The organism is Rhodococcus opacus (assembly GCF_012396235.1).
In the GTDB taxonomy this organism is placed as follows: domain Bacteria; phylum Actinomycetota; class Actinomycetes; order Mycobacteriales; family Mycobacteriaceae; genus Rhodococcus_F; species Rhodococcus_F opacus.
Genome location: NZ_JAAXPA010000032.1, coordinates 24788 through 50150 on the forward strand (window position 1 = coordinate 24788; position 25363 = coordinate 50150).

Genomic DNA, 25363 nt, shown 5'->3' on the forward strand with positions numbered 1-25363 from the left:
GCGCCTCAGCCCAGCACGAGGCTCGACAGCACCCGGACCCCCACGCCCAGCGCCCGCTCGTCCAGATCGAACGTGGGCTGGTGGATGTCTAGTTGCTCGCCGACGCCCGACCAGACGCCGAGCCGGGCCATCGCACCGGGAACCTCTTCGAGATACCAGGAGAAGTCCTCGCCGCCGCCGGACTGCGGCGTGTCCGCGAGGGCGTCCGGGCCGACCGTGCGGATGGCGTCCTCGAACATGCGCGTCGACACCTCGTCGTTGACGACGGGCGGGACGCCGCGGCGGTAGTTGAGCTGGTACCGCACCCCGGTGGGCGCGAGCAGACCGTGGACGATCTCCCGGACCAGCGGCTCGAGCATCTCCCACGTCTCGTGATCGCCGGTCCGCACGGTGCCGGTCATCATGCCGGTCTGCGGAATGGCGTTCGGCGCCCGGCCTGCGCTCACGGCGCCCCACACCATCACGGTGCCGGTGCGGGGGTCGATCCGCCTGCTGAGCATGCCCGGCAACCCGGTCACGACGGTGCCCAGCGCGAAAACGAGGTCGGTGGTCAGGTGCGGACGCGACGTGTGGCCGCCCGGTGAGTCGAGCACGACCTCGATGGTGTCGGCCGCGGACGTGATCGCGCCGAGCCGCACCCCGACCCGGCCGACCGCGAGCCGCGGATCGCAGTGGAGGGCGAAGATCCGCGACACCCCCTCGAGCCGTCCGGCAGCGACGACGTCGAGCGCACCGCCGGGCATGACCTCCTCGGCGGGCTGGAAGATCAGCCGGACACCCACCGGGAGGTCGGGGATCTCGCTGAGCGCCAGACCGGTTCCCAGCAGGATCGTGGTGTGGGCGTCGTGTCCGCACGCGTGCGACACGCCCGGCACCGTCGACGAGTACGTGGCGCCGGTGAGTTCCTGGAGCGGAAGGGCGTCGATGTCGGCGCGCAACGCGATGCGGGGACCGTCCGACGGTCCGAGATCACACGTGAGGCCCGTCCCGCCGGGCAGCAGTTCGGGCGACAGACCGGCCGCGGCCAGCCGGGTCGCCACGAATTCCGTCGTCGCGTATTCGTGTCGCGCGAGTTCGGGATTGGCGTGGATGTGTCGACGCCACTGGGAGAGTTCGTCGGTGTGAGCGAGAATCCATTTGTCGACTGCCGCGTTCACCGGCGATCAACTCCTTCCAACAACCGCACCCGCTGTGTGTCGTCCGTTGCCGCGCGAACTGCCGTGCGAGCCAGCGCAATCGCTCCGTCGATCACCGCGCGGTCGGCGGACCCGGTGATGCACGCCGCCGCGAACCGAGGCTGATGCGTCACCGCGCCGCCCGAATCGAGGCCGATGACGGGATGAATTCCGGGCAGGACGTTGGTGACGTTGCCCATGTCGGTGCTGCCCAGCGGACGGACGCCCTCCCACTCGAGCGGCAACGGTGTCCGTCCCATGTCGATGATCTGCTCCCGGTACGTCGCGACCAGCCACGGGTCCGGCGTCAGTTCCGTGTACGTGGGCGACACCGTCCGGATCTCGTGCGTGCACCCGGTGGCGAGTGCGCCGGCCGCGAAACACGCCTCCGCGCGTGTCGTCAGCTCGGACAGCGCCCACGCCGTCTCGGCGCGCAGGTAGTAGAGCATTTCGGCGCGTGCGGGAACGATGTTGGGCGCGGTGCCGCCGTCGGAGACGATCCCGTGGATCTGCTGCCCCGGCGAGAGGTGTTGGCGCAGCAGGCCGATCCCGACCTGGGCGACGGTCGCGGCGTCGGCGGCGTTGCGCCCGAACTCCGGTGCGGCCGACGCGTGCGCTTCGCGGCCGGTGAACGTGACCGCGATGTCGGCCAGCGCGAGGGACGTCGCTCCCGTGATGTCGATCGGACCCGGATGCACCATCAGGGCGGCCGCGACATCGTCGAAGACGCCTTTCTCGAGCATGGCGATCTTTCCGCCGCCGCTCTCCTCGGCGGGCGTCCCGATGACCCGCACCGTGATCCCAAGCCGGTCGGCGACCGTGGCGAGCGCGACGCCGGCACCGACCGCGGACGCCGCGATGATGTTGTGCCCGCACGCGTGACCGATCTCCGGGAGCGCGTCGTACTCGGCGCAGATACCGATGACGAGGTCGCCGCTGCCGAACGTGGCGTCGAACGCCGTGGGCAGGTCCGCGATGCCCGACTGCACGTCGAACCCGCTGCGTGTGAGCAGTTCGGTGATCTTCGCGACGCTCCGGAACTCCTCGAACGCCAGTTCCGGTTCGCTGTGGATCGAATGGGACAGCGCGATCAGATCGGTCTCGATTGACCTGACCGCCGCCTCGACATCCGCATTCACGTGCTCATTCTCTCACCCGAAGCTGAAGTTGCTCTTGTCCGTCACCGTGGCGAGCGCGGCGAGGGTGTCGTGATGGATTCCGCGCTTGATCCCGGCGAGGTTGGCGCCGCGGGTGGCGGTCAGTGCGGCGGCTCGTGACACGGCGGCCGCGAGGACGCCGTCCCCGTCCGCGATCTCGTCGACGATGCCCGCGCCGAGCGCGTCCGAACCGCCGTAGCGGCGGCCCGTCGTCATCGCCTCCACCGCAGTCTGCTTGGGCAGACGGGTGTTCAGGAGCGCCGACATCCCCACGGTGAAGGGCATGTTCAGCGACACCTCGGGGAGGCAGTAGAACCCGCGGTCGGCGCGCATCACCCGGAAGTCGTGCGACGTGGCGAGCATCGCGCCGGCACCGAAACTGTGCCCCTGTACGGCGGCGACGGTGGCCATAGGGAACGCGAGGAGGCGGCTGTAGATCGTGTGCACCCGGTCGAGGTATTCCGGGAGTTTGTCCGTGTTGGCGAAGATCCACGTGGTGTCCAGGCCGTTCGTGAAGAACTTGCCCGTCGCGGTCGTGACCAGTGCGGCGGGACCCTCATGGGCTTCCACCTCGTCCAGCGCGGCGTGGGTGGCGTCGATCCAGTCCGGATGGAAGCGGTTCTCGTTGTCCGTCTCGCCCTCGCTGCCGAGGTACAGGATGAATACGTCGCCGTCGCGATCGAGATAGGGCATGAGTGGAAGACTATCGCCTCATGGGAACGCCAGACGCCGCGGCCGCCGCGCTCGCCGCGCACACGAACTGCGCCGAACACTCGATCGCCGTCGTCCTCGGATCGGGGTGGAATGCCGCCGCCGACCGGTTCGGCGAATCACTCTGCACCGTCCCGATGGCCGATCTACCGGGGTTCACACCGCCCGCCGCCGCGGGTCACGCCGGAACGATCCGCTCCGTGGAGGTGGGCGGCAACAGGGTCCTCGTCCTGCTCGGCCGCACTCACGCCTACGAGGGCCATCCCCTGTCGTCCGTCGTCCACCCGGTGCGGACGGCCATCGCCGCCGGAGCGACGACCGTCATCCTGACGAATGCGGCCGGCGGAATCCGCGAGGACTTCACCGTCGGACAACCCGTGCTGATCAGTGATCACCTCAACCTCACGGCCCGATCACCTCTCGTGGGCGCGGAGTTCGTGGACCTCGTCGACGCGTACGACCCCGAACTGCGGGCCCTCGCCCGCGACATCGACGGGTCGCTGACCGAAGGCGTCTACGCCGGGCTGCCGGGTCCGCACTACGAGACCCCCGCCGAGATCCGCATGCTGCGGACGATCGGCGCGGACCTCGTCGGCATGTCCACCGTCCACGAGACGATCGCGGCGCGGGCGCTGGGCGCCCGTGTCCTCGGGATCTCGATGGTGACGAATCTCGCGGCCGGCATCACCGGCGAGCACCTGAACCACGAGGAGGTCCTCGCCGCGGGCCGGGCGTCCGCCGACCGCATGGGCGGTCTCCTGCAAGAACTGGTGGAACGCTTGTGAACGATGCGATCGCGGACTGGATCGACGCCGATCCCGACCCCGAAACCCGGGCGGAACTCGCGAATCTCTCCGCAGACGAGCTCGCCGACCGTTTCGCCGCTCCGCTGAGTTTCGGGACCGCGGGTCTGCGCGGGCCGGTGCGGGCAGGCCCGAACGGCATGAACCTCGCCGTGGTGATCCGCACGACGGCCGGGCTGAGCGCCTGGCTGAAAGACCGATGTCTGGGCGGCTCCACCGTCGTCGTCGGGCGCGACGCGCGGCACGGATCCGAGAAGTTCGCGGTCGCCGCGGCGGAAGTACTGGCGGCCGCGGGATTCTCGGTCGTCCTCCTCCCCCGCCCGCTCCCCACGCCGATCGTCGCGTTCGCGGTCCGCCGCCTCCGCGCCGCGGCCGGCGTGCAGATCACCGCCTCCCACAACCCCGCCGCCGACAACGGGTACAAGGTCTACCTCGACGGCGGCGCCCAGTTGATCTCGCCGTCCGACCGGGAGATCGAAGCATCGATCACCCGGGTCGGGCCGGCGAACCTCGTGCCGCGCACCCCGGTGACACCAGCGTCCGAGGAACTCCTCGACCGCTACGTCGACCGGGTCGCGTCCCTGCCGACGGGACGGTCGCGGACACTGCGTATCGCGCTCACCGCCATGCACGGTGTCGGCGGCGAGACCGCGGTCACCGCACTGAAATCCGCCGGATTCACCGACGTCCACACCGTCGCCGCACAGTTCGACCCGGACCCGGACTTCCCGACCGTCCAGTTCCCCAATCCCGAGGAGCCGGGGGCCGCGGACGCCGTCCTCGCTCTCGCCGCGGAGGTCGGCGCCGACATTGCGCTGGCCCTCGACCCGGACGCCGACCGGTGCGCGGTCGGCGTGCGCGGGCCGGACGGCTGGCGGATGCTCCGCGGCGACGAGACGGGGGTCCTGCTCGGCGAGCACGTCCTCGCGTCCGCCCCGGCCGATTCGCTCGTCGCGACGACGATCGTCTCGTCCGCCCTCCTCGGAAAGCTCGCCGAGGCCCGCGGCGCCCGCTTCGCCCGCACCCTCACCGGTTTCAAGTGGCTCGTGCGGGCCGGCGAGGGTCTCGTGTACGCGTACGAGGAAGCGATCGGCCACTGCGTCGACCCGGAGTCGGTGCGCGACAAGGACGGTATCTCCGCCGCGGTGGTGGCCGCCGACCTCGCCGCGACGCTGCGGGCAGACGGGTCGACACTCCTCGACAGGCTGGACGACTACGCGCTCGAATTCGGATTGCACGCCGGAGACCAGGTGTCGCGACGTGTCACCGACCTCGCGGACATCACCGCGATGATGCGACGCCTGCGCTCGGAACTGCCTGCCGAACTGGCCGGCGAACCCGTCGAGGCCACGGATCTGGCGGAACTGCGGGGGCAGTCCCGCACCGACGCGGTCGTACTCGCGGGGTCCACCGTCCGGATGGTCGTGCGGCCCTCGGGAACCGAACCCAAGCTCAAGTGCTACCTGGAGGTCGTTGTCCCGGTGCCCGATCGATCGGCGCTACCCGCAGCCCGCGAGAGGGCCGCGACCCGGTTGAACCTGTTGCGCGAGTTCGCCGAAGCCCTGTAGCCGAGGCGTCAGCGCGGTCCGAACTGACGGTCCCCGGCGTCGCCGAGGCCGGGGACGATGAACGCGTCCTCGTTGAGCCCCTCGTCGACCGCGGCGGTGACGAGTCGCACGGGATGACCCGACGCCGAGAGGGCGGCAACACCTTCGGGCGCCGCCACGACGCACACGGCGGTGACGTGCGTGGCGCCGCGGGCGACGAGCAACTCGATCGTGTACACCATCGAACCGCCGGTCGCGAGCATCGGGTCGAGAACGTACACCGGGATGCCGGACAGGTCCGCGGGGAGCGACTCGAGGTACGGCACCGGCAGATGCGTCTCCTCGTCCCGGGCCATGCCGACGAAACCGACTCGGGCCTGCGGGATCAGGCTGCTGGCCTGCTCGACCATGCCCAGTCCGGCGCGCAGGACGGGAACGAGCAACGGCGGATGGGTGAGCCGCACCCCATCGGTCGTGGCGATGGGCGTGACCACGTCGAACGTCTCGACCGGAGCCTCGCGCATCGCCTCGTACACCAACATGTGTGTCAGCCTTCGCAAGGCGGCGCGAAATGTGGCATTGTCGCTGCGCGCATCGCGCATCGTTGTCAGGAGGACCGCTGCGAGCGGATGGTCGACGACGTGCGTGTTCATGTTCGAAGAATAAGGGTGCGCGGGGCGAGATTTCGCAGGAGAGCGATTCTCGGCGTATCGGGGGTGGAACCGAATCGGTCTCACCTGCGTCCAATATGGTGACCGGTATCAAATCCGACTGGGGGGATGACGATGAACGACTTGAGGGCGGATACCGCGAGTATCGCCGAGTTCGCGGCCACGGCCGCGACCATGTCAGCGGAGATGCAGGCCGCGGGTCTCGGGGCCGCCGCCGCGGGGCCGCTCCTGCTCGGACCGGTCTTCGGGGTGATCGGCGGAGACTTCGTCGCCGCGTTCGCCACGGCGCACGCCGCGCACCTGGCTTCCATCGAGAACCTGTCCGGCGTGCTCGGCGGGATCAGCGCGACCGCCCTCGCGAACGCCGCCACCTACGAGGGCACCGAGGCCGCCACCACGGCCGCTCTCGCCGCGGACGCGGTCGGGCTGGAGGCCTGACCGTGATCCCCATCGATCTCCTCACCCGCCCAATCCTCGATCTGCTCGGGGCGTTCGGCAGCGGCGTCCTCCCCGCCGGCGGACCGGCCGACGCCCTGCGCGCGTCCTCGGTCGCCATCGACGCCGTCCACGACACCGGACGCACCGGCATCAGCTCCGTCTACGGCGACTGGCAGGGCAGGGGTGGCACGGGTGCGCTCGTGAAGACCGAAGAGGCGCAGCGGGCGACGGTCGCGGTCTCCGATCGCGGCAACGACATGGCTGCCGTCGTCGCCGAGGCCTCCGAGATCGTCCGGGCCGGAATGCTCCAACTGGAGGAGATCCTGCAGTCGTTCATCTCCCTCGCGGTCGCGGCCGGACCCGCCCTGGCCACCCCGCCCGGTCAGGCGACGATCATCGCGGCGGCACTCGACCACCTCGGCAGGGCCACCGCGGTCGTCGCGAAGGTGCGGGCCGAACTCGGCGAACAGACCGGCCGGATGGTCGCCCTCACACCGGCCGAAGACATCCCGGCCGCGCCCGCTGCCACCGCCCCCGCGAGCACGTCCGCGGCAAGCACGGTGCCCGCCTCCGCGGCCCCCGTCGCACCCGCGGGCTCCGAGGCGGTCAGCCGCGCGGCCTCCGGGTTCGCGAGTTCCTCGGGCGCGTCGCCGATATCGGGCCTGACCAGCATCGCCGCCCCGGCCGCGCGCTCGTCGGGCGGACGCGGCTCGGGCGGATCCCGCGCGGATTCCCTCACCGGCAGGTCCGGAGATACCGGCCACGGGCCGTCCACCTCGGACTCCGCACACGGCGGCGAGGGCGTGGAGGTGGTCCTGCCCGACGGCAGCACCGCCGTCGCCCCCAACAAGGAGGCGGCGGACGCCGTCCGCAACGCCCTGTCGCAGCAGGGTGTCCCGTATGTCTGGGGCGGGACGTCGCCGGGCGAGGGCCTCGACTGCAGCGGGCTGACACAGTGGGCGTACGGCGAAGCGGGCGTGGGTCTTCCGCGTCTGGCGCAGGAGCAGAACGTCGGCACCGCGGTCGACCCGGGCGACCTCATGCCCGGCGACCTCGCCGTCTGGGACGGCCACGTGGCGATGGTGATCGGCAACGGCCAGCTCGTCGAGGCCGGCGATCCCGTGCAGGTCGGTCCGATTCGAACCAGCAACAGCGGCATGGGCTTCTACGGCTTCTACCGACCCACGGAATGACAGGAATCATGTTTCCCCCCACCCCACCCCCGGCCGGGACCACGGCCGCAGTGAGCAACCGCTCCGGCACCGTCTCGGTCCGGACCACCGAGCAGGGCCTGCCGCTCGAACTCCGCATCGATCCGCGCGAACTCCGGTACGGCGGTCAGCGGCTCGCGGACGAGATCCTGACGCTGTGCAGGCGCTCGGCCATGGAGGCCGGGGCGCGGCGACGCGACGAACTCGCCCGTGACGGCATGCCCGCCGAGATCCTCGACAAGCTCGGTCTGCCCACCCGCGCCGACGTCGCCACCGCGCAGGCGATCGAGGACGAGGAAGAACCCACCCCGACGACCTGGATGCGACCACTGTGAGCGAACACGACATGGATGCGATCGTGTGGCGGGCCACCGAACAGGTGAATCTGCTCGAGGAGGCCCTCGCCGGGCTTCAGGCGATCAAGGCGCGCGCGTCGAGCGAGTCCGATCAGGTCACGGCCGAGGTCGACGGGAACGGCACGCTGACCGGTCTCTGGATGGACGACTCCATCTCGACGCTCGACGCCCGCACACTCGCGACGATGATCACGAGCACCACCCAGGAGGCCGCCCGGCTCGCCACCGAACAGCGCGCCCGGGTCATGACGACGCTGCAGGACGGGTTCGGAAAGGTGTGACCGTCACTCCCCGGCGAAGTCGACGACCGTCTGGCTGAGCGGCATCTCGTCGGTACGGGGTTCCGGAGCGGGCAGATACGTGACGTCCTCGAGCGTCGTGTGCCCTGCCAGGTCGAACGCGTCGAACTCGAACGGCACGCTCTCGGCCAACGCCGGATTCGTCGACCATGCCCGCGAGGCCGGGAATCGGCCGCGGTGTTCGTCACGTGGACCCCGGCCGTCAGATGGTGGCGACCGTCCGTCGCGGCGACGGGGGACGGGGCGTACGGGATGGACAGCGCGACGGGGAGGGACCGTCGAGCTGAGCGGTCGACGACGGCCGTTCGGCGCTGGACCACTCGGTCCCCCACTCCGGCGAATCCGACCCGGAGGCCTCCGACGTGCCGCACGCGATGGTCGCCGCGCACATCCCCGGCACTGCGATCGAGGAGACGAACGACCGTCGCCGTCGGGGTCGTCGAGTTACCTCGCCGGTCCGGAACATGCTCCCTGCTCGAACGACTCGACGCATTGTGAAAGTCATGGTAGGGCTCCGATACGCGCCCCTCGCCCCGTTGGGCCGACTCGGTCGCGGCTGCTGCGACACGGCGGCGGCGGGCGTCGGAAACGGTCCGCACACAGCCCGGGTATAACTTTGGCCGCGGGGTCGATAGGCTTCGCGCCATGGCTGGAGACATCGTCCCGATCGAACTCGGTCTCACCGACGGCGACCTCGTGACACTGTGGGCACCACGGTGGCGTGAGGGCGACGACGAGTGGGAAGCATTCCTTGGTCACGAGGAAGACCTCTACGGGTTCGAATCAGTGGCAGAACTCGCTGCCTTCATCCGCACGAACACCGACAACGATCTCGTCGAGCACCCCGCCTGGAGTGTGGTGTCCGGACTGTCCGCCGCCGAACTCGAGCCCGACGAGAACTTCTGCTTCGATCTGATCGGTGTTCCGGAGCTGGCGGCGAGCGACCCCGAGGCCCTCGTCGTGAGCGAACTCGAAGACACGCTCAACATGGTGCGCAACATCGGTGAGGTCTGCGAGCTGGGCGCGGTCACCAAGTTCTTCAACGCGAACCCCATCCTCGGCGCGCTGCCCGCAGGCGCCAGCGCATTCGAGGGCCGCGAGGGCGAGGAGCTGTGGGCCCAGATCGGCACCGCCATCGCGAAGGGCTGGGATGACGTCCTCGACGCCGTCGACAACATCGTCGCCACCCCCGAGGTGGACGCCGAGGCGGTAGCCGTCGCCGAGGCCGAACTGGTGGCCGCCGACGAGAACACCGTCGACGTGGACGACGTGGCCGAAGAGGCGGAGGAAGACGAAGAGTTCGTCGCGCTCGACCTCGATACCGAGGACGAGGAGGAGGACGACTCGTTCTGGGGGGCGGTGGGTGTCGACCCCGTCAAGATCATCACGTCCGGGGAGACCTACTTCACGCTCCGCTGCTACCTCGACGACGACGCGATCTTCCTCGGGCGTGACGGCGCGATCTTCGTCTTCACGTCCGAACGCGCGCTGGCTCGGTATCTCGCCGACAACCACGAGCACGCCCTCGCGCAGGTGAGCACGTACGAGGAGATCCAGGTGGCGGCGGTCGACGGATCGCTCGAGGTCGAGGTCACCGACGAGAATGTGTACGTCCTGCCCGGTCTCGCCGACGACCTGGCCGCGGGCCCGGAGTCCGTCGATGCCGATCAGCTCGACCTCGCCGTCGAATTGTTCACCGATGCAGCCGATTTCGCCGACGACGATTCGGTGGAAACCGCACTCGCGACGTCCGAGCCGCTGGGCTGGTACGTCTCGTTCGTCCTCAACCCGGATCCGACGCGGATGGCGCCCAGCGCACCGTTCGACGCCGAGGCCGCGGCGTGGCGGACGCTCGAGCGAGAGTTCGAGGCCCGCTTGCGGACGGTGTGAGCGTCCGCCTTCGGGGCGCTCAGCCCACCAGCACGGCGAATCCCGGCTTGATCACCTCGTCGATCAACTGCAGCCGCTGATCGAACGGGATGAAGGCCGATTTCATGGCGTTGATGGTGTAGCGCTCGAGATCTGTCCAGCCGTAACCGAACGTCTCGACGAGGCGGAGCATCTCCTGACTCATGCTGGTATCGCTCATCAGCCGGTTGTCGGTGTTGACGGTCACCCGGAACCGCAGCCGGGCGAGCAGGTCGAACGGATGATTCTCGAGTGCGTCCACGGCCCCGGTCTGGACGTTGGAACTGGGACACAGCTCCAAGGGAATCCTTTTGTCCCGCACATAGTTCGCGAGCCTTCCCAGCACCGGGACGCCGTCGTCGCCGATCGTGATGTCGTCGGTGATCCGGACCCCGTGACCGAGCCGGTCCGTCCCGCAGAACGCGATGGCCTCGTGAATGGATGGCAGACCGAACGCCTCACCCGCGTGAATGGTGAAGTGTGCATTGCTACCCCGCATGTACTCGAAGGCGTCGAGGTGGCGGCTGGGCGGATTCCCGGCCTCGGCGCCGGCGATGTCGAAACCGACGACACCGCGGTCCCGGAACCGGATCGCCAGTTCCGCGATCTCCCGGGACCGCGCCGCGTGCCGCATCGCGGTGAGCAGGACGCCGATCCGGATGTTCTGACCGCGCACCTCCGCCGCCGACTCCCCGGCCTCGAATCCCAGCAGGACCTGCTCCACCACCTCGTCCAGGGTCAGCCCGTCCTCGAGGTGCTGCTCCGGGGCGAACCTGACCTCGGCGTAGACCACCCCGTCGCCGGCGAGGTCCTCGGCGCATTCGCGGGCGACGCGTTCGAGTCCGGCGGGTGTCTGCATGACCGCGACCGTGTGGGCGAACGTCTCGAGGTATCTCTCGAGCGAACCGCTGTCGGCGGCCTCCCGGAACCACGTGGCGAGCGCGGGCGCGGTGTCGGCGGGCAGCGCGTCGTAGCCGCAGTCGCGGGCGAGTTCGAGGACCGTCTCGGGCCGGAGACCTCCGTCGAGATGGTCGTGCAGCAACACCTTCGGCGCTCGGCGCAGGGCCGACAGATCCAGTGCGGTCATGCGTCGACGTTAGCGTGAGGGATCCTCTATCCGCTCGATGACGAGCGGCGTGGCCACCGACGGCGCGTCGGCCACGACGGTCCAGGCTTCGGAAAGTGCGGCTTTCGCCGCGGCGAACCGTTCGGGCGTGTCGGTGTGCAGCGTGACGAGCGGGGTGCCCACCGACACCGTCTCCCCCGGCTTCGCGTGCAACTCGATGCCCGCCCCGGCCTGCACCGGCTCGCCCTGTCGCGCCCGACCCGCGCCGAGCCGCCATGCGGCGAGCCCGACCGCCATGGCGTCGAGACCGCACACCACCCCGTCCGACTCGGACAGCAGCACCTCGGTGTGCCGGGCCGTCGGCAGCGGCGCGTCGGGGTCGCCGCCCTGGGCGGCGATCATCCTCCGCCAGCGGTCCATGGCGGACCCGTCCCGCAGTTTGTCGGCCGGGTCGACACCGTCGATTCCGGCTGCCTTCAACATTTCTCGCGCGAGCTCGAGAGTGAGTTCCACGACGTCGGACGGGCCGCCCCCGGCGAGCACCTCCAGCGATTCCCGCACCTCCAGCGCATTGCCCGCCGTGTGGCCGAGTGGCGCGTCCATCGCCGTGAGCAACGCCATCGTCCGCACTCCGGCGTCGTTTCCGAGGTCGACCATCGTCTGGGCGAGTTCGCGCGCGTCGTCGAGCTTCTTCATGAACGCGCCCGACCCGACCTTGACGTCGAGCACGAGCGCGCCGGTGCCCTCGGCGATCTTCTTGCTCATGATCGAGCTGGCGATCAGGGGAATCGACTCGACCGTCCCGGTGACGTCGCGGAGCGCGTACAACCGCCGGTCCGCCGGTGCCAGATCCGAGCCCGCGGCGCACACGACGGCTCCGACGGCGGGATCGGACAGGATCTCGGCCATCTCGGAGGTGTCGAGGTCGGCGCGCCAGCCGGGGATCGACTCGAGCTTGTCGAGGGTTCCGCCGGTGTGACCCAGCCCGCGTCCCGACAGTTGCGGAACCGCGGCGCCGCACGCGGCGACCAGCGGCGCGAGCGGAAGCGTGATCTTGTCGCCGACACCACCCGTCGAGTGCTTGTCCACGGTGGGGCGGCCGAGGTGGGTGAAGTCGAGGCGGCGCCCGGACGAGATCATCGCCGTGGTCCAGCGGCTCACCTCTTCGCGTGTCATCCCGCGGAAGTAGATCGCCATGGCCAGCGCCGACATCTGCTCGTCGGCCACGACCCCCCGGGTGAATGCCTCGACCACCCAGTCGATCTCTGCACCGGACAGTTCCCTGCCGTCGCGCTTGGCGGCGATGATCGACGAGGCGTCATGCATGGCTGATTCTCCCCTTCTCCTCCGGACCGAAAGCGTCCGGCAGCAGCTGTTCCAATGGGCGCACGCCGGCCCGGTGGTCGACGAGCAGTGCGGGGCCGCCGTGCTCGAAGAGAATCTGCCGGCAGCGTCCGCACGGCATGAGTATGTCGCCACTCGCGTCACAGCAGGTGAAGGCAATTAATCGCCCGCCACCTCCGGCAAATAAGTTACCGACCAGTACACACTCGGCGCAGAGCCCCAACCCGTATGAGACATTTTCCACATTGCATCCGACGACGATTCGTCCATCGTCCACCAGCGCCGCCGCCCCCACTGCGAAGCCCGAGTAGGGCGCGTAGGCCCGGCCCATCACCTCATGCGCGTTGGCGCGCAACAGTTTCCAATCGATCTCGACCATAGTTTCCCATCCAATCACGTGGGCTGAATGGATGCAGAGATTCGCCCGGGACGGCCCAATTCACATTGGAGAGGCAAACCTAACTTCATTTGCGGGGGGCGTACGAACCCCGACTCGAATTAGTTCCCCCGTTTCCGTTGGGTTTAGAGTTCAGAGAAGTCGGTTCAGGATCACGTCGGGTCCCTAGTTGTGGTATATCCGCAACGCTGCGCAGACTCGACACGTCCACCAATGACGTTGGAGGCACAGCACTCGATGAGTACTACGACTGAAGCCGCTCCGGCCAAGGAGCGCACACGGTCGCTTTACCGGGGCGACCCCGGAATGTGGTCCTGGGTTTTGCACCGGATCACAGGCGTAATGACGTTCTTCTTCCTATTCGTGCACGTGCTGGATACCGCGCTCGTGCGCGTGAATCCCGACACGTACGACAGTGTCATCGAGACCTACAAGAACCCGATCGTCGGGCTCATGGAGCTCGCGCTCGTCGCCGCGGTGCTGTACCACGCACTGAACGGTGTCCGGGTGATGCTGGTGGATTTCTGGTCCAAGGGACCGCAGTACCAGCGCCTGATGCTCTGGGTAATCCTCGCGATCTGGTTCCTGGTGATGATCCCGGGCGCCGGCCGCATCTTCTACAACATGTTTGCGGGGCACTGACATGACGACAGAAGCCAAGAGTCTCGGCAAGACCTACGACCGTCCCGCCAGCCTGGACAACCCGCGCTCTCCACGCCGGACGTCGAAGAACAACTTCGAGCTGTACGCCTGGCTGTTCATGCGGTTCTCCGGACTCGCACTGATCTTCCTCGTGCTCGGCCACCTCTTCATCATGCTGATGCTCGACGACGGTGTGCACCGCATCAACTTCGCGTTCGTCGCAGGCCGCTGGTCCAGCCCGTTCTGGCAGTTCTGGGACCTCACCATGCTGTGGCTTGCCCAGCTGCACGGCGGAAACGGACTCCGCACGGTCATCGCGGACTACTCCCGCAAGGACTCCACGCGCTTCTGGCTGACCACGATCCTCGTTCTCTCGATGATCCTGATCATGGGCCTCGGCACGTACGTCATCTTCACCTTCGACCCCAATATCTCGGCGAGCTAGGGGAGCACAGACTTCATGCAGGAACACCGTTATGACGTGGTCATCGTCGGCGCCGGCGGCGCCGGCATGCGCGCAGCGATCGAGGCCGGTCCCCGCGCCCGCACCGCGGTACTGACCAAGCTCTACCCCACCCGCAGCCACACCGGCGCGGCCCAGGGCGGCATGTGCGCCGCGCTGGCGAATGTGGAGGAAGACAACTGGGAGTGGCACACCTTCGACACGGTCAAGGGCGGCGACTACCTCGCCGACCAGGACGCCGTCGAGATCATGGCCAAGGAGGCCATCGACGCGGTGCTCGACCTCGAGAAGATGGGTCTGCCGTTCAACCGCACGCCCGAGGGCAAGATCGACCAGCGTCGTTTCGGTGGTCACACCCGCGATCACGGTAAGGCCCCCGTGCGCCGCGCATGTTATGCCGCGGACCGCACCGGTCACATGATCCTGCAGACGCTCTACCAGAACTGCGTCAAGCACGACGTCGAGTTCTTCAACGAGTTCTACGCCCTCGACATCGCGATCACCGAGACGGAGAACGGCCCGGTCGCCACCGGCGTCATCGCCTACGAGCTGGCCACCGGCGAGATCCACGTCTTCCACGCGAAGTCCATCGTGTTCGCCACCGGCGGCTCGGGACGCATGTACAAGACGACGTCCAACGCGCACACCCTCACCGGTGACGGCATGGGCATCATCTTCCGCAAGGGCCTTCCGCTGGAGGACATGGAATTCCACCAGTTCCATCCGACAGGCCTGGCCGGGCTCGGCATCCTCATCTCCGAGGCCGTGCGCGGTGAGGGCGGCATCCTCCGCAACGCCGACGGCGAACGGTTCATGGAGCGCTACGCCCCCACCATCAAGGACCTCGCACCCCGTGACATCGTCGCGCGGTCGATGGTTCTCGAGGTCCTCGAGGGACGCGGCGCGGGACCGAACAAGGATTACGTCTACATCGACGTGACCCACATCCCTGAGGAAGTCCTCGACGAGAAGCTCCCCGACATCATGGAGTTCTCCCGCACCTACCTCGGTGTGGACCCGGTCAAGGAACCGGTGCCGGTGTACCCCACCTGCCACTACGTCATGGGCGGCATCCCCACCCGGATCAACGGTGAGGTCCTGCGCAACAACGACGAGATCGTCCAGGGCCTGTACGCCGCCGGCGAGTGCGCCTGCGTCTCCGTCCACGGCGCGAACCGTCTCGGCACCAACTCGCTGCTCGACATCAACGTCTTCGGACGCCGCGCCGGCATCGCCGCCGCCGAGCACGCCAACAACAGCGAGTTCGTCGACATGCCCGAGGCGCCCGAGAAGATGGTCGACGACTGGATGGCCACCATCCTGTCGGACCACGGTCACGAGCGTGTCGCGGACATCCGCAGCGAGCTGCAGCAGTCCATGGACAACAACGCCTCGGTGTTCCGTACCGAAGAGCGCCTCACCCAGGCCCTCGAGGACGTGCGCGCCCTCAAGGAGCGCTACAACCACATCACGGTGCAGGACAAGGGCAAGCGCTACAACAGCGACCTGCTCGAGGCCGTCGAGCTCGGTTTCCTCCTCGAAATGGCGGAGGTCACCGTCGTCGGCGCGCTGAACCGCAAGGAATCGCGCGGCGGCCACGCCCGCGAGGACTACCCGGATCGCAACGACGCCGAGTACATGAAGCACACGATGGCATACAAGGAGGGCGACGGCCTGCTCTCCGACATCCGTCTCGACTACAAGCCGGTAGTCCAGACCCGCTACGAGCCGATGGAGCGGAAGTACTGATGAGCGCACCTGCAGTCGACAAGAGCGAGAACAAGTCGGATCTCCCTCCCGTGCCCGAGGGCGCCGTTATGGTCACCCTCAAGATCGCGCGAATGAACCCGGAGTCCGGCGAGGGCCAGCACTGGGACAGCTTCCAGGTTCCGGCTCTGCCGACGGACCGCATGCTGAACCTGCTCCTGTACGTGAAGGGCTACCTCGACGGCACCCTGACGTTCCGCCGCAGCTGCGCCCACGGCGTGTGCGGTTCGGACGCGATGCGGATCAACGGCGTCAACCGTCTGGCCTGCAAGCTCCTCATGAAGGACATGCTGCCCAAGGACGGCAAGCCGGTCACGATCACCGTCGAGCCCATCAAGGGCCTGCCGGTGGAGAAGGACCTCGTGGTCGACATGGAGCCCTTCTTCGACGCGTTCCGCGCCGTGAAGCCGTTCCTCATCACCACCGGCAACGAGCCCACCCGTGAGCGCATCCAGTCGCAGCACGACCGGGCACGTTTCGACGACACCACCAAGTGCATCCTGTGCGCCTGCTGCACCACGTCGTGCCCGGTGTACTGGAGCGACGGCAGCTACTTCGGTCCCGCCGCCATCGTCAACGCTCACCGCTTCATCTTCGACAGCCGTGACGAGGGTGCGTCGGAGCGTCTCGACATCCTCAACGACAAGGACGGTGTCTGGCGTTGCCGGACCACGTTCAACTGCACCGACGCGTGCCCCCGTGGCATCCAGGTGACGAAGGCGATCCAGGAAGTCAAGCGCGCGCTGCTCTTCGCACGCTGACCCCAGGTCTGCCGAGCACGTTCCCGGGCGCCCCCGACCACACCGGTCGGGGGCGCCCTGCGTCGTGTCCAACCTCACTGTCCGCGCGGTCCCACGGTGAAATCTCCGCGCTAGTGTCGAAAGCAGATGCTCCCGACGGACAGTGAGGTTCACCCATGGCGCAGTCGCCCAGTCCCGCAGTGGTCACGGTCACCGGAGCGGCAGGCAGCATCGGCTACGCGGCGCTGTTCCGGATCGCCGCAGGCGAGATGCTCGGAGCCGACACCCCGATTCGGCTGCGGCTCTTGGAGATTCCGTCCGCCGTGTCCGCTGCCGAAGGTACCGCGATGGAACTCGACGACAGCGCCTTCCCCCTGCTCCGCGACATCGAGGTCCACGACGACCCGAAGCGGGGCTTCGACGGCACCGACGTGGCCCTCCTCATCGGATCACGTCCCCGGTCCAAGGGCATGGAGCGCGGCGACCTCCTGGCCGCGAACGGGCAGATCTTCACCGTGCAGGGTCGGGCCATCAACCAGGTTGCCGCGGACGGAGTCCGGGTGCTGGTCGTGGGCAACCCCGCCAACACGAACGCGCTGGTCGCCGCGAACAACGCCCCCGACGTCCCTGCGGACCGGTTCACGGCGCTGACCCGGCTCGACCACAACCGCGCGATCGCCCAGCTGGCACGGCACTCCGGCGCCGCGGTGAAGGACATCAGCCGCGTCGCGATCTGGGGCAACCACTCGAGCACCCAGTACCCCGACATCTTCCATGCGAGGGTCGGTGACCGGTCCGGTGCCGAGTTCGCCGCCGACCGCGAATGGCTCACCGGCGACTTCATTCCCACGGTCGCGAACCGTGGCAGCGCGATCATCGAGGCTCGCGGCGCATCCTCCGCGGCCTCCGCCGCCAACGCCGCGATCGACCACGTGCACGACTGGGTGCTCGGCACCCCCGAGGACGACTGGACGTCCGTGGCGCTGCCCTCCCCCGGCGCCTACGGCGTGCCGGAGGGTCTGGTGAGCTCGTTCCCGGTTCGCTCGGTCGGCGGGGCGTGGCAGATCGTGGACGGGCTGGAGATCGACGACTTCTCGCGGACGCGGATCGATGCGTCTGTCGCGGAACTCGAATCCGAACGCGACGCCGTCCGGGGCATGGGTTTCATCTGATCCGGCGTCCGTCTTCCGGGACGGTCGCGCCGACGTCACGAAATCGTGTCGACACGCGTCCGTTTTCGGAAGTCGACCTGTCGTCGCATACGCTGCCTCTTCGATGATGTGGCGTCGAGTGTGTACCGCGGTCGTGTCCGGAACCCTGCTGGCCGGACTCTCGGTGAGTGCTGCCGGGGCGATTCCGCCCGCAGTGCCCTCCTCCCCCACCTCCGCACCGTTCACCACCCCGAACACCGACAACTGCCCCAACCGGTCGGCCCCCGCGCCTGCGATCGACCTGTCCGAGGTACCCCAGCCGGGTGATCCGACACCGAGCGCCGTGTCGGTGCCCGACGAGCCTGTGGGCGGGCCGGAGCTGGCCGGATGCGGGGTGATCCTTCCCGACGACGCGCCCGCGCTGCCCGCCGACATCGCGGCGTCCGGCTGGGTGGTCGCGGACATCGACACCGGCGACGTGCTCGCGGCGAAGGACCCGCACGGCCGCTACCGGCCGGCGAGCACCATCAAGATGCTGCTGGCTCTCGTGGCGCTCGACGAACTGGATCTCGACAAGACCGTGACGGCCACCGCCGAGGACGCCGCGGTGGAGGGCAGCGCGGTCGGGATCGGTAAGAACGGTCAGTACACGAACCGGCAGTTGATGCAGGGCCTGGTGATGGCGTCGGGGAACGACGCGGCCCACCTCCTCGCCCGGCAACTCGGCGGCGACGCCGCCACGGTCGACAAGATGAACCACCTCGCCGACACCCTCGGCGCGCACGACACGCGGACCGCGACGCCGTCGGGGCTCGACGGCCCCGGCATGAGCAGCTCGCCGTTCGACCTCGCGCTCATCTTCCACACCGCGATGAAGAACCCGACGTTCGCGGAGCTGATCTCCACCGAGACGGTGCAGTTCCCGGGTTTCCCGAAGGACCCGGCGATCCCGGACGATCAGGACCGGCCCCCGTTCGCACTGGCCAACGACAATCAGCTGCTCTACAACTACGACGGCGCACTGGGCGGCAAGACCGGATTCACCGACGACGCCCGCCACACCTATGTCGGCGGCGCCGATCACGACGGTCGCCGCCTGATGGTGACGTTGATGGGCGCCGAGGCCCAGCCGATCCGGCCGTGGGAGCAGGCGGCACGACTGCTGGATTACGGTTTCGCCCTCGACCGCGACGCCCGGGTGGGGTCACTCGAGGACCTGCATCCGGCCGACGAGGGCTCTGCCGCGGTGCTTGCCGCACCGCCGCAACAGGATTCGGCGGCCGCGACGAGTTCCGTCGTCGCGTCGGGTTCCGACCACCCCGACAACACGCTGGCCCTGCGGGCGGGTGTGGGGATCGTCGGGGCGGCCGTCGTCCTCGTGCTGGTGCTCTGCGCACGCCGGCTGTCCCGCAGACGCTGAGGGGCAGCGGCACCCGCCTCAGCGCTTGTTGCGGGTGAACAGTCCGGACAACCCGAGCGCCGCGACGGCGCCCACACCGACCAGGGCGAGTCCCCCACGCACGCCCGGCCCCTCGTGCACCTCGATCCGGGGGTTGATGACGGCCGGATCCGGCGGCGGCACATAGGCGAGCGCGAGGCTGGCGCGGGTGGTCGCGGCCCACGCCGTCGAGAAGAGCAGCATCCGGCACGTCAGGTAGATGAATACGAGCAGACCGATGATCGGGCCGAACGCCACACCGGCGGGACCCGCGGTCACCGCCGAGAGGTAGATGGCACCGACCTGCTTGAAGATCTCGAACACCACGGCCGCGAGCAGGGCCGCCTTGAGCGCACTGCGGAACGTGACGGGCTCTCGCGGCAGTCGGGCGATCACCCAGGCGAACACCGCCCACGTCGCGACCAGCGATACCACCGTCGACAGTGCGCGTAACCCGGCGTCGATCCCGGTCACGTCTTCGAGGTTGAGCACCTCGACGACGGTGCGCGCCACGGGACCGCTACTCAGCGCGGAGGATCCGAGAGAGACCACCATCGCCAGACCCAGCCCGAGCAGCGCGGCCGCGTCGCCCAGCTTGGTCCGGACGAATCCCTTCGACTCGCGCTGGCTCTCCCACATCGCCGTCAGCGCGTCGCGCAGGTTCGCCATCCACCCGAGTCCCGCGTACGCGGCACCGAGCAGACCGAGAACACCCACGCTGGCACGGGACGCGATCGCCGAATCGATGACCGTGTTGAGCGTGTCACCCAGACTTCCGGGAACGTTCTTGGTGATGCTGTCCTGCAGTTCCTGCAGCAACTCCGGCTGCCCGGCGAGGACGAAACCCGCGATGGCGAACGCGACCATCAGGATCGGAATCAGTGCGAGCACACTGAAATACGTGATCCCCGCCGCGTAATAGTCACCCTTCTGCTGCTGATACCGCTGTCCGGCCCGCATCAGATGGTCGAACCAGGGGCGCGCTGCCCGCTGCCTGTCGAGAAAACTCGGTTCGTCAGCCACAGTGCTCATCCCTTCGGTGTCAGAAACCCAACCTTCTCGTACACGGCCGCCAGAGTCTGCGACGACACCTCACGGGCGCGGTGAGCACCGGCGGCGATGATCCGATCGAGTTCTGCCTCGTCCGAGAGGTACCCTTCCACCTTCGCTTTCAACGGTGTCACGAACTCGGCGAGGACATCTGCCGTATCGGTTTTCAGGTCGCCGTACCCCTTGCCCTCGTACCCGGCCACCAACGTCTCGACCGGAGTCCCGGACAGCGCGGACTGGATGGTGAGCAGATTGCTCACACCGGGTTTGGCCTGCGGGTCGTAGCGGATCTCCCGCTCGTTGTCGGTGACCGCGGACTTGATCTTCTTCGCCGACACCTTGGGGTCGTCGAGGAGGTTGATCAGGCCGGCGGGGCTCGGACCGGACTTGCTCATCTTCGACGTCGGATCCTGCAGGTCGTAGATCTTGGCGGTGCCCTTGATGATCTGGGCCTCGGGAATCACGAACGCCTTCCCGAACCGGGTGTTGAACCGCTGAGCGAGATCGCGGGCCAGTTCGAGATGCTGACGCTGGTCCTCGCCGACAGGGACCCGCTGCGGGCGGTAGAGCAGGATGTCGGCAGCCATCAGCACCGGATACGTGAACAGGCCGACGCTCGCGTTCTCACTGCCCTGTTTTGCCGACTTGTCCTTGAACTGCGTCATCCGGCTCGCTTCACCGAAACCGGTGATGCAGTTGAGGACCCACGCCAGCTGCGCGTGCTCGGGCACCTGGCTCTGCACGAACAGCGTGGCACGGTCGGGGTCGATTCCGAGCGCCAGCAGCTGCGCCACCGCGATCTTCGTACGACGGCGCAGTTCCTTCGGGTCCTGCGCCACCGTGATCGCGTGCAGGTCCGGGATGAAGTAGAACGCGTCGAAGTCGTCCTGCAGAGGCACCCACTGTTGCAGGGCACCCAGGAAGTTGCCGAGGTGGAACGAGTCGGCGGTGGGCTGGATGCCGGAGAGCACCCGCGGTTTCACGGTGGGCTTCTGAGCTGCAGGGGTCGACATGAGTACTGATCTTTTCACGTGCGCCGTGACGACACGAATCAGATACCGGCCGTCACCGGTACTGGACGGTGACCGGCGCGTGGTCGGACCACCGCTGGTCGTAGGTTTCGGCGCGCTCGACGACGGCCTGCTTGGCCCGCTCCGCCAGTTCCCGGGTGGCGATCTGGTAGTCGATGCGCCAGCCGGAGTCGTTGTCGAACGCCTTCCCGCGGTACGACCACCACGAGTACGGTCCGGCGACGTCGGGATTCAGCTGCCGGACCACGTCGGCCCAGTGCGCGTCTTCGGCGAACAGGGCCCCGAGCCACTCCCGCTCGTTCGGGAGAAAACCGGAGTTCTTCTTGTTGGTCTTCCAGTTCTTCAGGTCGAGTTCGGTGTGGGCGATGTTCCAGTCGCCGCAGACCACGACGTGCCGGCCCGCCGCGACGGCAGCCGCTGCGGTGTCGGTGAGGTACCGGGCGAAGGAGTCCATGAACCGCTCCTTCTCCTCCTGCCGGGGTGTCTGGGCCTCCCCGGAGGGCAGGTACAGGCTCGCCACGGTCAGGTCGTCGAAGTCGGCCTCGAGGTAGCGGCCCGCGGTCGCGAACTCGTCGTCACCGTGGCCGACGCGGAAGGCGTCGGCAGGTTTCCGGGACAGGATCGCGACGCCGTTGCGCCCCTTCGACGACGGCTCCGCGGACACCAGGTTCCATCCGCCCTCCAGGGCGGGCGCGAGCGTCTCGGCCAGTTGCTCGTCGGACGCCCGCGTCTCCTGCAGGCAGACGACGTCGGCCTCCGTGCGCTCGATCCACTCGGTGAGCCCCTTGCGGGCGGCGGCGCGCACGCCGTTGACATTGACGGTGGTGATGATGTGTGGCACGGCAAGCACCGTAGCGGACGCGTACGACACCGCGGCTACCGAGACGAACAGGCGCTGCGGCGTTCCATCGCGACCGCCACGGTGAGGACCACGAGTCCCGCCACGGCGAGCAGCGCACCGACCGCGGCGGGCGCCGTGTAGCCGTAGCCGGCCGCGATGACGACACCACCGATCCATGCCCCGAACGCGTTCGCGATGTTGAGTGCCGCGTGGTTGAGCGACGCGGCGAGGGTCTGGGCGTCGGCGGCGACGTCCATCAGCCGGGTCTGCAGTCCGGGCACCATCGACGCACCCGCCGCACCGACGAAGAACACCAGCAGCAGCGCCGTGTACGGGTTGTGGGAGGCGATCACGAAGATGCCGAGCAACACCCCGAGTGCCGTCATCGATACGAACAGACCGGGAATCAGCGCCCGGTCGGCGAGCCGGCCGCCGATCAGATTGCCCGCGACCATGCCCAGTCCGTAGATCATCAGGGCCAGCGGCACCAGCGACCGCGACAGCCCGGCGACGTCGGTGAGCGTCGTGCTGATGTAGGTGTAGACGGCGAACATGCCACCGAATCCGACCATGCCGATGATCAGCGTCATCCACACCTGCGCGCGGCGCAGGGCACCGAGTTCGGTGAGGGGATTCGACATCCGCATTGCGGCGAGCGCGGGCACCCACGACCAGATCGCGCCCAGTGTCGCCACACCGATCACCGCCACGAGCGCGAAGGCGCTGCGCCAGCCGAGCGTCTGACCCAGCCACGAGGCGACCGGAACGCCGACGACGTTGGCCACCGACAGCCCCATCATGACGAGAGCGACCGCCCTGGCCCGCTGGCCGCGGTCCGCGAGGTGCGCCGCCACGAGGGCCGCGACACCGAAGTAGGCGCCGTGCGGGAGGCCTGCCACGAACCGCGCGGCCATCAGCACGCCGTAGTTCGGCGCGAACACGGTGGCGGCGTTGCCGATCGTGAACGCCGCCATCAACGCGATCAACAGCGTCTTCCGGGGCACCCGTGCGGTCAGCGCCGCGATGAGAGGCGCACCCACGACCACACCCAGCGCGTACGCCGAGATGACGTGTCCGGCCGTCGGCTCGGTGATCCCGAGACTCGACGCCATCTCGGGCAGCAGCCCCATCGCCACGAACTCGGTGGTCCCGATCCCGAAGCCACCGAGCGCGAGCGCGACCATGGCGAGCTTGCGGACGGACGGATGTTGCGCGATGACACCGAGGTGCTCGGGGCGGACAGGGGTGGAAGTGCTCACAGAAGAACTTTCGACTAGGCGGAGATACGGCTACGCGGCGCACGGCGCCTCGTTGCGCAACGACCCACATCGAAATTCTCTTCCCCGGATTCGGCCTTTCGCGCCTCGAACGACCGTGAGATGACTCACCCGGGACCCGGAGACTGCGAACGGGACGCCCCCGTGAGGGACGTCCCGTTCGTAGCGCTGCGGCTCGGTGCCTACTGCTCGGCGATGGCCTTCTGGAGGTTGATGTCCAGCGCACCGAGGAACTCCTCGGTGGTCAGGTAGCCCTGGTCGCCGCCGACCAGCATCGCGAGGTCCTTCGTCATCTGACCACCCTCGACGGTCTTGATGACCACGTCTTCGAGCTTCTGGGCGAAGCCGATGACGTCGGGGGTGTTGTCGAGCTTGCCGCGATGCTCGAGTCCACGGGTCCACGCGAAGATCGACGCGATGGGGTTGGTGGACGTCGGCTTGCCCTGCTGGTGCTGACGGAAGTGACGCGTCACGGTGCCGTGCGCGGCCTCGGCCTCACACGTCTTTCCGTCCGGGGTCAGCAGCACGGAGGTCATGAGGCCGAGCGATCCGAAGCCCTGCGCGACGGTGTCGGACTGGACGTCGCCGTCGTAGTTCTTGCAGGCCCAGACGTAGCCGCCCTCCCACTTGAGCGCCGACGCGACCATGTCGTCGATGAGACGGTGCTCGTAGGTGAGTCCGGCCGCGTCGAACTCCGGCTTGAACTCGGTCTCGTAGACGTGCTGGAAGATGTCCTTGAATGCGCCGTCGTACGCCTTGAGGATGGTGTTCTTGGTCGACAGGTACACCGGGTAGTTCTGCTGCAGGCCGTAGTTGAGCGAGGCGCGCGCGAAGTCCTCGATGGACTTGGTGAAGTTGTACTGCCCCTGGACGACGCCGCCGCCCTCGGGGAAGTTCACCAGCTCGTGCTCGATCGGCTCGCTGCCGTCCTCGGGCGTGTAGGTGATCATCACCTTGCCGGGGCCGGGGACCTTGAAGTCGGTGGCGCGGTACTGGTCACCGAAGGCGTGACGGCCGATGATGATCGGCTTGGTCCAGCCCGGAACCAGTCGCGGAACGTTGGAGATGATGATCGGCGCGCGGAAGATCGTCCCACCGAGGATGTTGCGGATGGTGCCGTTGGGCGACCGCCACATCTTCTTGAGACCGAATTCCTCGACGCGTGCCTCGTCCGGGGTGATGGTCGCGCACTTGACGCCGACGCCGTGCTTCTTGATGGCGTTGGCCGCGTCGACGGTCACCTGGTCGTCGGTCTCGTCCCGGTACTCGATGCCGAGGTCGTAGTACTCGAGGTTCACATCCAGGTAAGGATGGATCAGTTTGTCTTTGATGAACTGCCAGATAATGCGTGTCATCTCGTCGCCGTCGAGTTCGACGACGGTGCCCTCAACCTTGATTTTGGACATGGGTGCTTCGCGTCCTCCTAGGAAGTTTCCCTGGTTACACGGTTGCGGGCGCACTTTGTGAGTGGGTCCGCGAACGGTTCGCTTATCAAACGTAGACGGTCACGGCGGCCCCTGGGGAGACCGCACCTAAACAAGACAAGCGTACTGCTATGCGAGCGGCTCGCAACAGGTGGGGCGCACAACCCACCCCTACTCGCGGGTAACTTTTCCCTGCTAGCGGCCCTGATCGGTGCCGTTTCCGGTCGTTCCACCTCAGCCGCTAAGATTCACTCCAGGTCATGAGTGCCAGCAACGAGCCCCGGCTAGCTGGCCGGCAACCCTCCACCGCGGTGGGGTGCCCCGGGTGATGACCTGGTTCCCTGATTCATACAACAGTCGGGTGACAAGCGCGGGTCCGACATCGGAGGTTCATGATGTGTTGTTGTTGTCGTAGATAGACCCCAGACAAGCCCTGCGCGCGAACGAACCAGCACT

General features: G+C 68.1%; 26 protein-coding genes and 1 riboswitch. Of the genes, 13 read left to right on the top strand and 13 right to left on the bottom strand.

The annotated features are described in order from the left end of the window. Positions 1-5: 5 nt before the first annotated feature. Genes HGB39_RS31190 through HGB39_RS31200 form a run of 3 tightly spaced genes read right to left on the bottom strand, consistent with a single transcriptional unit; the run spans position 6 to position 3025 of the window. Positions 6-1157 carry a M20 family metallopeptidase gene (locus HGB39_RS31190; RefSeq protein WP_005256968.1) on the bottom strand — a complete coding sequence of 384 codons (1152 nt, stop codon included), beginning with the start codon at positions 1155-1157 and terminating at the stop codon, positions 6-8. Beyond that, positions 1154-2314, bottom strand: a complete 1161-nt coding sequence (locus HGB39_RS31195) for a M20 family metallopeptidase (protein WP_005256969.1) — start codon at positions 2312-2314, stop codon at positions 1154-1156. Before HGB39_RS31195 ends, HGB39_RS31190 begins: the two co-directional genes overlap by 4 nt. A 12-nt stretch (positions 2315-2326) precedes the next feature. Next, positions 2327-3025, bottom strand: a complete 699-nt coding sequence (locus HGB39_RS31200; RefSeq protein ID WP_064080130.1) for an enoyl-CoA hydratase-related protein — start codon at positions 3023-3025, stop codon at positions 2327-2329. A gap of 20 nt (positions 3026-3045) precedes the next feature. Between HGB39_RS31200 and HGB39_RS31205 the strand changes: the two genes are divergently transcribed. Both HGB39_RS31205 and HGB39_RS31210 read left to right on the top strand, forming a co-directional pair. Then, positions 3046-3828: a purine-nucleoside phosphorylase gene (locus tag HGB39_RS31205; protein WP_043792947.1), complete on the top strand. Its 783-nt coding sequence runs from the start codon at positions 3046-3048 to the stop codon at positions 3826-3828. After that, positions 3825-5414: a phospho-sugar mutase gene (locus HGB39_RS31210; protein ID WP_005572115.1), complete on the top strand. Its 1590-nt coding sequence runs from the start codon at positions 3825-3827 to the stop codon at positions 5412-5414. The genes HGB39_RS31205 and HGB39_RS31210 overlap by 4 nt, the downstream gene beginning before the upstream one ends. 8 nt (positions 5415-5422) lie before the next feature. On the opposite strand, the gene upp is transcribed toward HGB39_RS31210, so the two are convergent. Next, complete coding sequence (gene upp, locus HGB39_RS31215; protein ID WP_005572116.1) at positions 5423-6046, bottom strand: uracil phosphoribosyltransferase; 624 nt, start codon at positions 6044-6046, stop codon at positions 5423-5425. 132 nt (positions 6047-6178) lie between these two features. On the opposite strand from upp, the gene HGB39_RS31220 reads away from it, so the two are divergent. From HGB39_RS31220 to HGB39_RS31235, 4 genes are read left to right on the top strand one after another with little or no spacing between them, the layout of a single operon-like run. Beyond that, a complete protein-coding gene (locus HGB39_RS31220; RefSeq protein WP_043792950.1) occupies positions 6179-6502 on the top strand; it encodes a type VII secretion target in 324 nt (107 codons plus the stop codon). A 2-nt stretch (positions 6503-6504) separates the two neighbouring features. Next, positions 6505-7695, top strand: a complete 1191-nt coding sequence (locus HGB39_RS31225; protein ID WP_064080131.1) for a C40 family peptidase — start codon at positions 6505-6507, stop codon at positions 7693-7695. Between the two features lie 8 nt (positions 7696-7703). After that, positions 7704-8048 carry a hypothetical protein gene (locus HGB39_RS31230; RefSeq protein ID WP_043792954.1) on the top strand — a complete coding sequence of 115 codons (345 nt, stop codon included), beginning with the start codon at positions 7704-7706 and terminating at the stop codon, positions 8046-8048. Next, positions 8045-8350 (top strand): YbaB/EbfC family nucleoid-associated protein, encoded by a 306-nt coding sequence (locus HGB39_RS31235; protein WP_005572121.1) that lies wholly within the window; start codon positions 8045-8047, stop codon positions 8348-8350. Before HGB39_RS31230 ends, HGB39_RS31235 begins: the two co-directional genes overlap by 4 nt. A 3-nt stretch (positions 8351-8353) precedes the next feature. Here the strand turns inward: HGB39_RS31235 and HGB39_RS31240 are convergent, their stop codons facing one another. Continuing rightward, entirely contained in the window at positions 8354-8500 is a 147-nt protein-coding gene (locus tag HGB39_RS31240; RefSeq protein ID WP_005572123.1) for a hypothetical protein, read from the bottom strand. A 513-nt stretch (positions 8501-9013) separates the two neighbouring features. On the opposite strand from HGB39_RS31240, the gene HGB39_RS31250 reads away from it, so the two are divergent. Continuing rightward, a complete protein-coding gene (locus HGB39_RS31250; protein WP_005572125.1) occupies positions 9014-10258 on the top strand; it encodes a SatS C-terminal domain-containing protein in 1245 nt (414 codons plus the stop codon). A gap of 19 nt (positions 10259-10277) precedes the next feature. Here the strand turns inward: HGB39_RS31250 and HGB39_RS31255 are convergent, their stop codons facing one another. From HGB39_RS31255 to HGB39_RS31265, 3 genes are read right to left on the bottom strand one after another with little or no spacing between them, the layout of a single operon-like run. Next, on the bottom strand, positions 10278-11363 hold the full coding sequence (locus HGB39_RS31255) for an adenosine deaminase (protein ID WP_005256982.1): 1086 nt from the start codon (positions 11361-11363) through the stop codon (positions 10278-10280). A gap of 9 nt (positions 11364-11372) precedes the next feature. Continuing rightward, on the bottom strand, positions 11373-12668 hold the full coding sequence (locus HGB39_RS31260; RefSeq protein WP_005239891.1) for a thymidine phosphorylase: 1296 nt from the start codon (positions 12666-12668) through the stop codon (positions 11373-11375). Further along, the gene (locus HGB39_RS31265; protein WP_005239890.1) at positions 12661-13065 is read right to left on the bottom strand and encodes a cytidine deaminase; all 405 of its coding nucleotides are present in this window, start codon (positions 13063-13065) and stop codon (positions 12661-12663) included. Before HGB39_RS31265 ends, HGB39_RS31260 begins: the two co-directional genes overlap by 8 nt. 255 nt (positions 13066-13320) lie before the next feature. Between HGB39_RS31265 and sdhC the strand changes: the two genes are divergently transcribed. The 6 genes from sdhC (at position 13321) to HGB39_RS31295 (ending at position 19266) form a co-directional block, all read left to right on the top strand. Beyond that, positions 13321-13725, top strand: coding sequence for a succinate dehydrogenase, cytochrome b556 subunit (sdhC, locus tag HGB39_RS31270; protein WP_005239889.1), 405 nt, complete (start codon positions 13321-13323; stop codon positions 13723-13725). Between the two features lies 1 nt (position 13726). Beyond that, entirely contained in the window at positions 13727-14170 is a 444-nt protein-coding gene (locus HGB39_RS31275; protein WP_005239887.1) for a succinate dehydrogenase hydrophobic membrane anchor subunit, read from the top strand. Between the two features lie 15 nt (positions 14171-14185). Then, a complete protein-coding gene (gene sdhA, locus HGB39_RS31280; protein ID WP_005564176.1) occupies positions 14186-15937 on the top strand; it encodes a succinate dehydrogenase flavoprotein subunit in 1752 nt (583 codons plus the stop codon). Beyond that, positions 15937-16716, top strand: coding sequence for a succinate dehydrogenase iron-sulfur subunit (locus tag HGB39_RS31285; protein ID WP_005256985.1), 780 nt, complete (start codon positions 15937-15939; stop codon positions 16714-16716). The genes sdhA and HGB39_RS31285 overlap by 1 nt, the downstream gene beginning before the upstream one ends. Before the next feature lie 155 nt (positions 16717-16871). Further along, a complete protein-coding gene (locus HGB39_RS31290) occupies positions 16872-17867 on the top strand; it encodes a malate dehydrogenase (protein WP_005564174.1) in 996 nt (331 codons plus the stop codon). A gap of 118 nt (positions 17868-17985) precedes the next feature. Then, a complete protein-coding gene (locus HGB39_RS31295; RefSeq protein ID WP_005564172.1) occupies positions 17986-19266 on the top strand; it encodes a D-alanyl-D-alanine carboxypeptidase family protein in 1281 nt (426 codons plus the stop codon). 18 nt (positions 19267-19284) lie between these two features. On the opposite strand, the gene yhjD is transcribed toward HGB39_RS31295, so the two are convergent. The 5 genes from yhjD to HGB39_RS31320 all read right to left on the bottom strand — a co-directional run bounded on the left by yhjD (position 19285) and on the right by HGB39_RS31320 (position 24889). Beyond that, on the bottom strand, positions 19285-20316 hold the full coding sequence (yhjD, locus tag HGB39_RS31300; protein ID WP_005564170.1) for an inner membrane protein YhjD: 1032 nt from the start codon (positions 20314-20316) through the stop codon (positions 19285-19287). Beyond that, on the bottom strand, positions 20313-21347 hold the full coding sequence (gene trpS / locus HGB39_RS31305; RefSeq protein WP_005256998.1) for a tryptophan--tRNA ligase: 1035 nt from the start codon (positions 21345-21347) through the stop codon (positions 20313-20315). The genes yhjD and trpS overlap by 4 nt, the downstream gene beginning before the upstream one ends. A 52-nt stretch (positions 21348-21399) precedes the next feature. Further along, complete coding sequence (locus tag HGB39_RS31310) at positions 21400-22206, bottom strand: exodeoxyribonuclease III (protein WP_007296656.1); 807 nt, start codon at positions 22204-22206, stop codon at positions 21400-21402. Positions 22207-22241: 35 nt separating this feature from the next. Beyond that, the gene (locus tag HGB39_RS31315; RefSeq protein WP_211281137.1) at positions 22242-23465 is read right to left on the bottom strand and encodes an MFS transporter; all 1224 of its coding nucleotides are present in this window, start codon (positions 23463-23465) and stop codon (positions 22242-22244) included. Between the two features lie 200 nt (positions 23466-23665). Next, positions 23666-24889, bottom strand: a complete 1224-nt coding sequence (locus HGB39_RS31320; protein ID WP_005560536.1) for an NADP-dependent isocitrate dehydrogenase — start codon at positions 24887-24889, stop codon at positions 23666-23668. A gap of 274 nt (positions 24890-25163) precedes the next feature. Then, positions 25164-25284: riboswitch (SAM riboswitch) on the top strand. Positions 25285-25363: the final 79 nt, after the last annotated feature.

What these genes read in the sequence shown, in the direction of transcription:
- HGB39_RS31220 (WP_043792950.1), top strand. Translation starts at nt 6,179, where the DNA reads ATGAACGACTTGAGGGCGGATACCGCGAGTATCGCCGAGTTCGCGGCC.
- yhjD (WP_005564170.1), bottom strand. Translation starts at nt 20,316, where the DNA reads ATGAGCACTGTGGCTGACGAACCGAGTTTTCTCGACAGGCAGCGGGCA.
- HGB39_RS31275 (WP_005239887.1), top strand. Translation starts at nt 13,727, where the DNA reads ATGACGACAGAAGCCAAGAGTCTCGGCAAGACCTACGACCGTCCCGCC.
- sdhA (WP_005564176.1), top strand. Translation starts at nt 14,186, where the DNA reads ATGCAGGAACACCGTTATGACGTGGTCATCGTCGGCGCCGGCGGCGCC.
- upp (WP_005572116.1), bottom strand. Translation starts at nt 6,046, where the DNA reads ATGAACACGCACGTCGTCGACCATCCGCTCGCAGCGGTCCTCCTGACA.
- HGB39_RS31285 (WP_005256985.1), top strand. Translation starts at nt 15,937, where the DNA reads ATGAGCGCACCTGCAGTCGACAAGAGCGAGAACAAGTCGGATCTCCCT.
- HGB39_RS31200 (WP_064080130.1), bottom strand. Translation starts at nt 3,025, where the DNA reads ATGCCCTATCTCGATCGCGACGGCGACGTATTCATCCTGTACCTCGGC.
- HGB39_RS31255 (WP_005256982.1), bottom strand. Translation starts at nt 11,363, where the DNA reads ATGACCGCACTGGATCTGTCGGCCCTGCGCCGAGCGCCGAAGGTGTTG.
- HGB39_RS31290 (WP_005564174.1), top strand. Translation starts at nt 16,872, where the DNA reads ATGGCGCAGTCGCCCAGTCCCGCAGTGGTCACGGTCACCGGAGCGGCA.
- HGB39_RS31250 (WP_005572125.1), top strand. Translation starts at nt 9,014, where the DNA reads ATGGCTGGAGACATCGTCCCGATCGAACTCGGTCTCACCGACGGCGAC.
- HGB39_RS31205 (WP_043792947.1), top strand. Translation starts at nt 3,046, where the DNA reads ATGGGAACGCCAGACGCCGCGGCCGCCGCGCTCGCCGCGCACACGAAC.
- sdhC (WP_005239889.1), top strand. Translation starts at nt 13,321, where the DNA reads ATGAGTACTACGACTGAAGCCGCTCCGGCCAAGGAGCGCACACGGTCG.
- HGB39_RS31320 (WP_005560536.1), bottom strand. Translation starts at nt 24,889, where the DNA reads ATGTCCAAAATCAAGGTTGAGGGCACCGTCGTCGAACTCGACGGCGAC.
- trpS (WP_005256998.1), bottom strand. Translation starts at nt 21,347, where the DNA reads ATGTCGACCCCTGCAGCTCAGAAGCCCACCGTGAAACCGCGGGTGCTC.
- HGB39_RS31260 (WP_005239891.1), bottom strand. Translation starts at nt 12,668, where the DNA reads ATGCATGACGCCTCGTCGATCATCGCCGCCAAGCGCGACGGCAGGGAA.
- HGB39_RS31230 (WP_043792954.1), top strand. Translation starts at nt 7,704, where the DNA reads ATGTTTCCCCCCACCCCACCCCCGGCCGGGACCACGGCCGCAGTGAGC.
- HGB39_RS31265 (WP_005239890.1), bottom strand. Translation starts at nt 13,065, where the DNA reads ATGGTCGAGATCGATTGGAAACTGTTGCGCGCCAACGCGCATGAGGTG.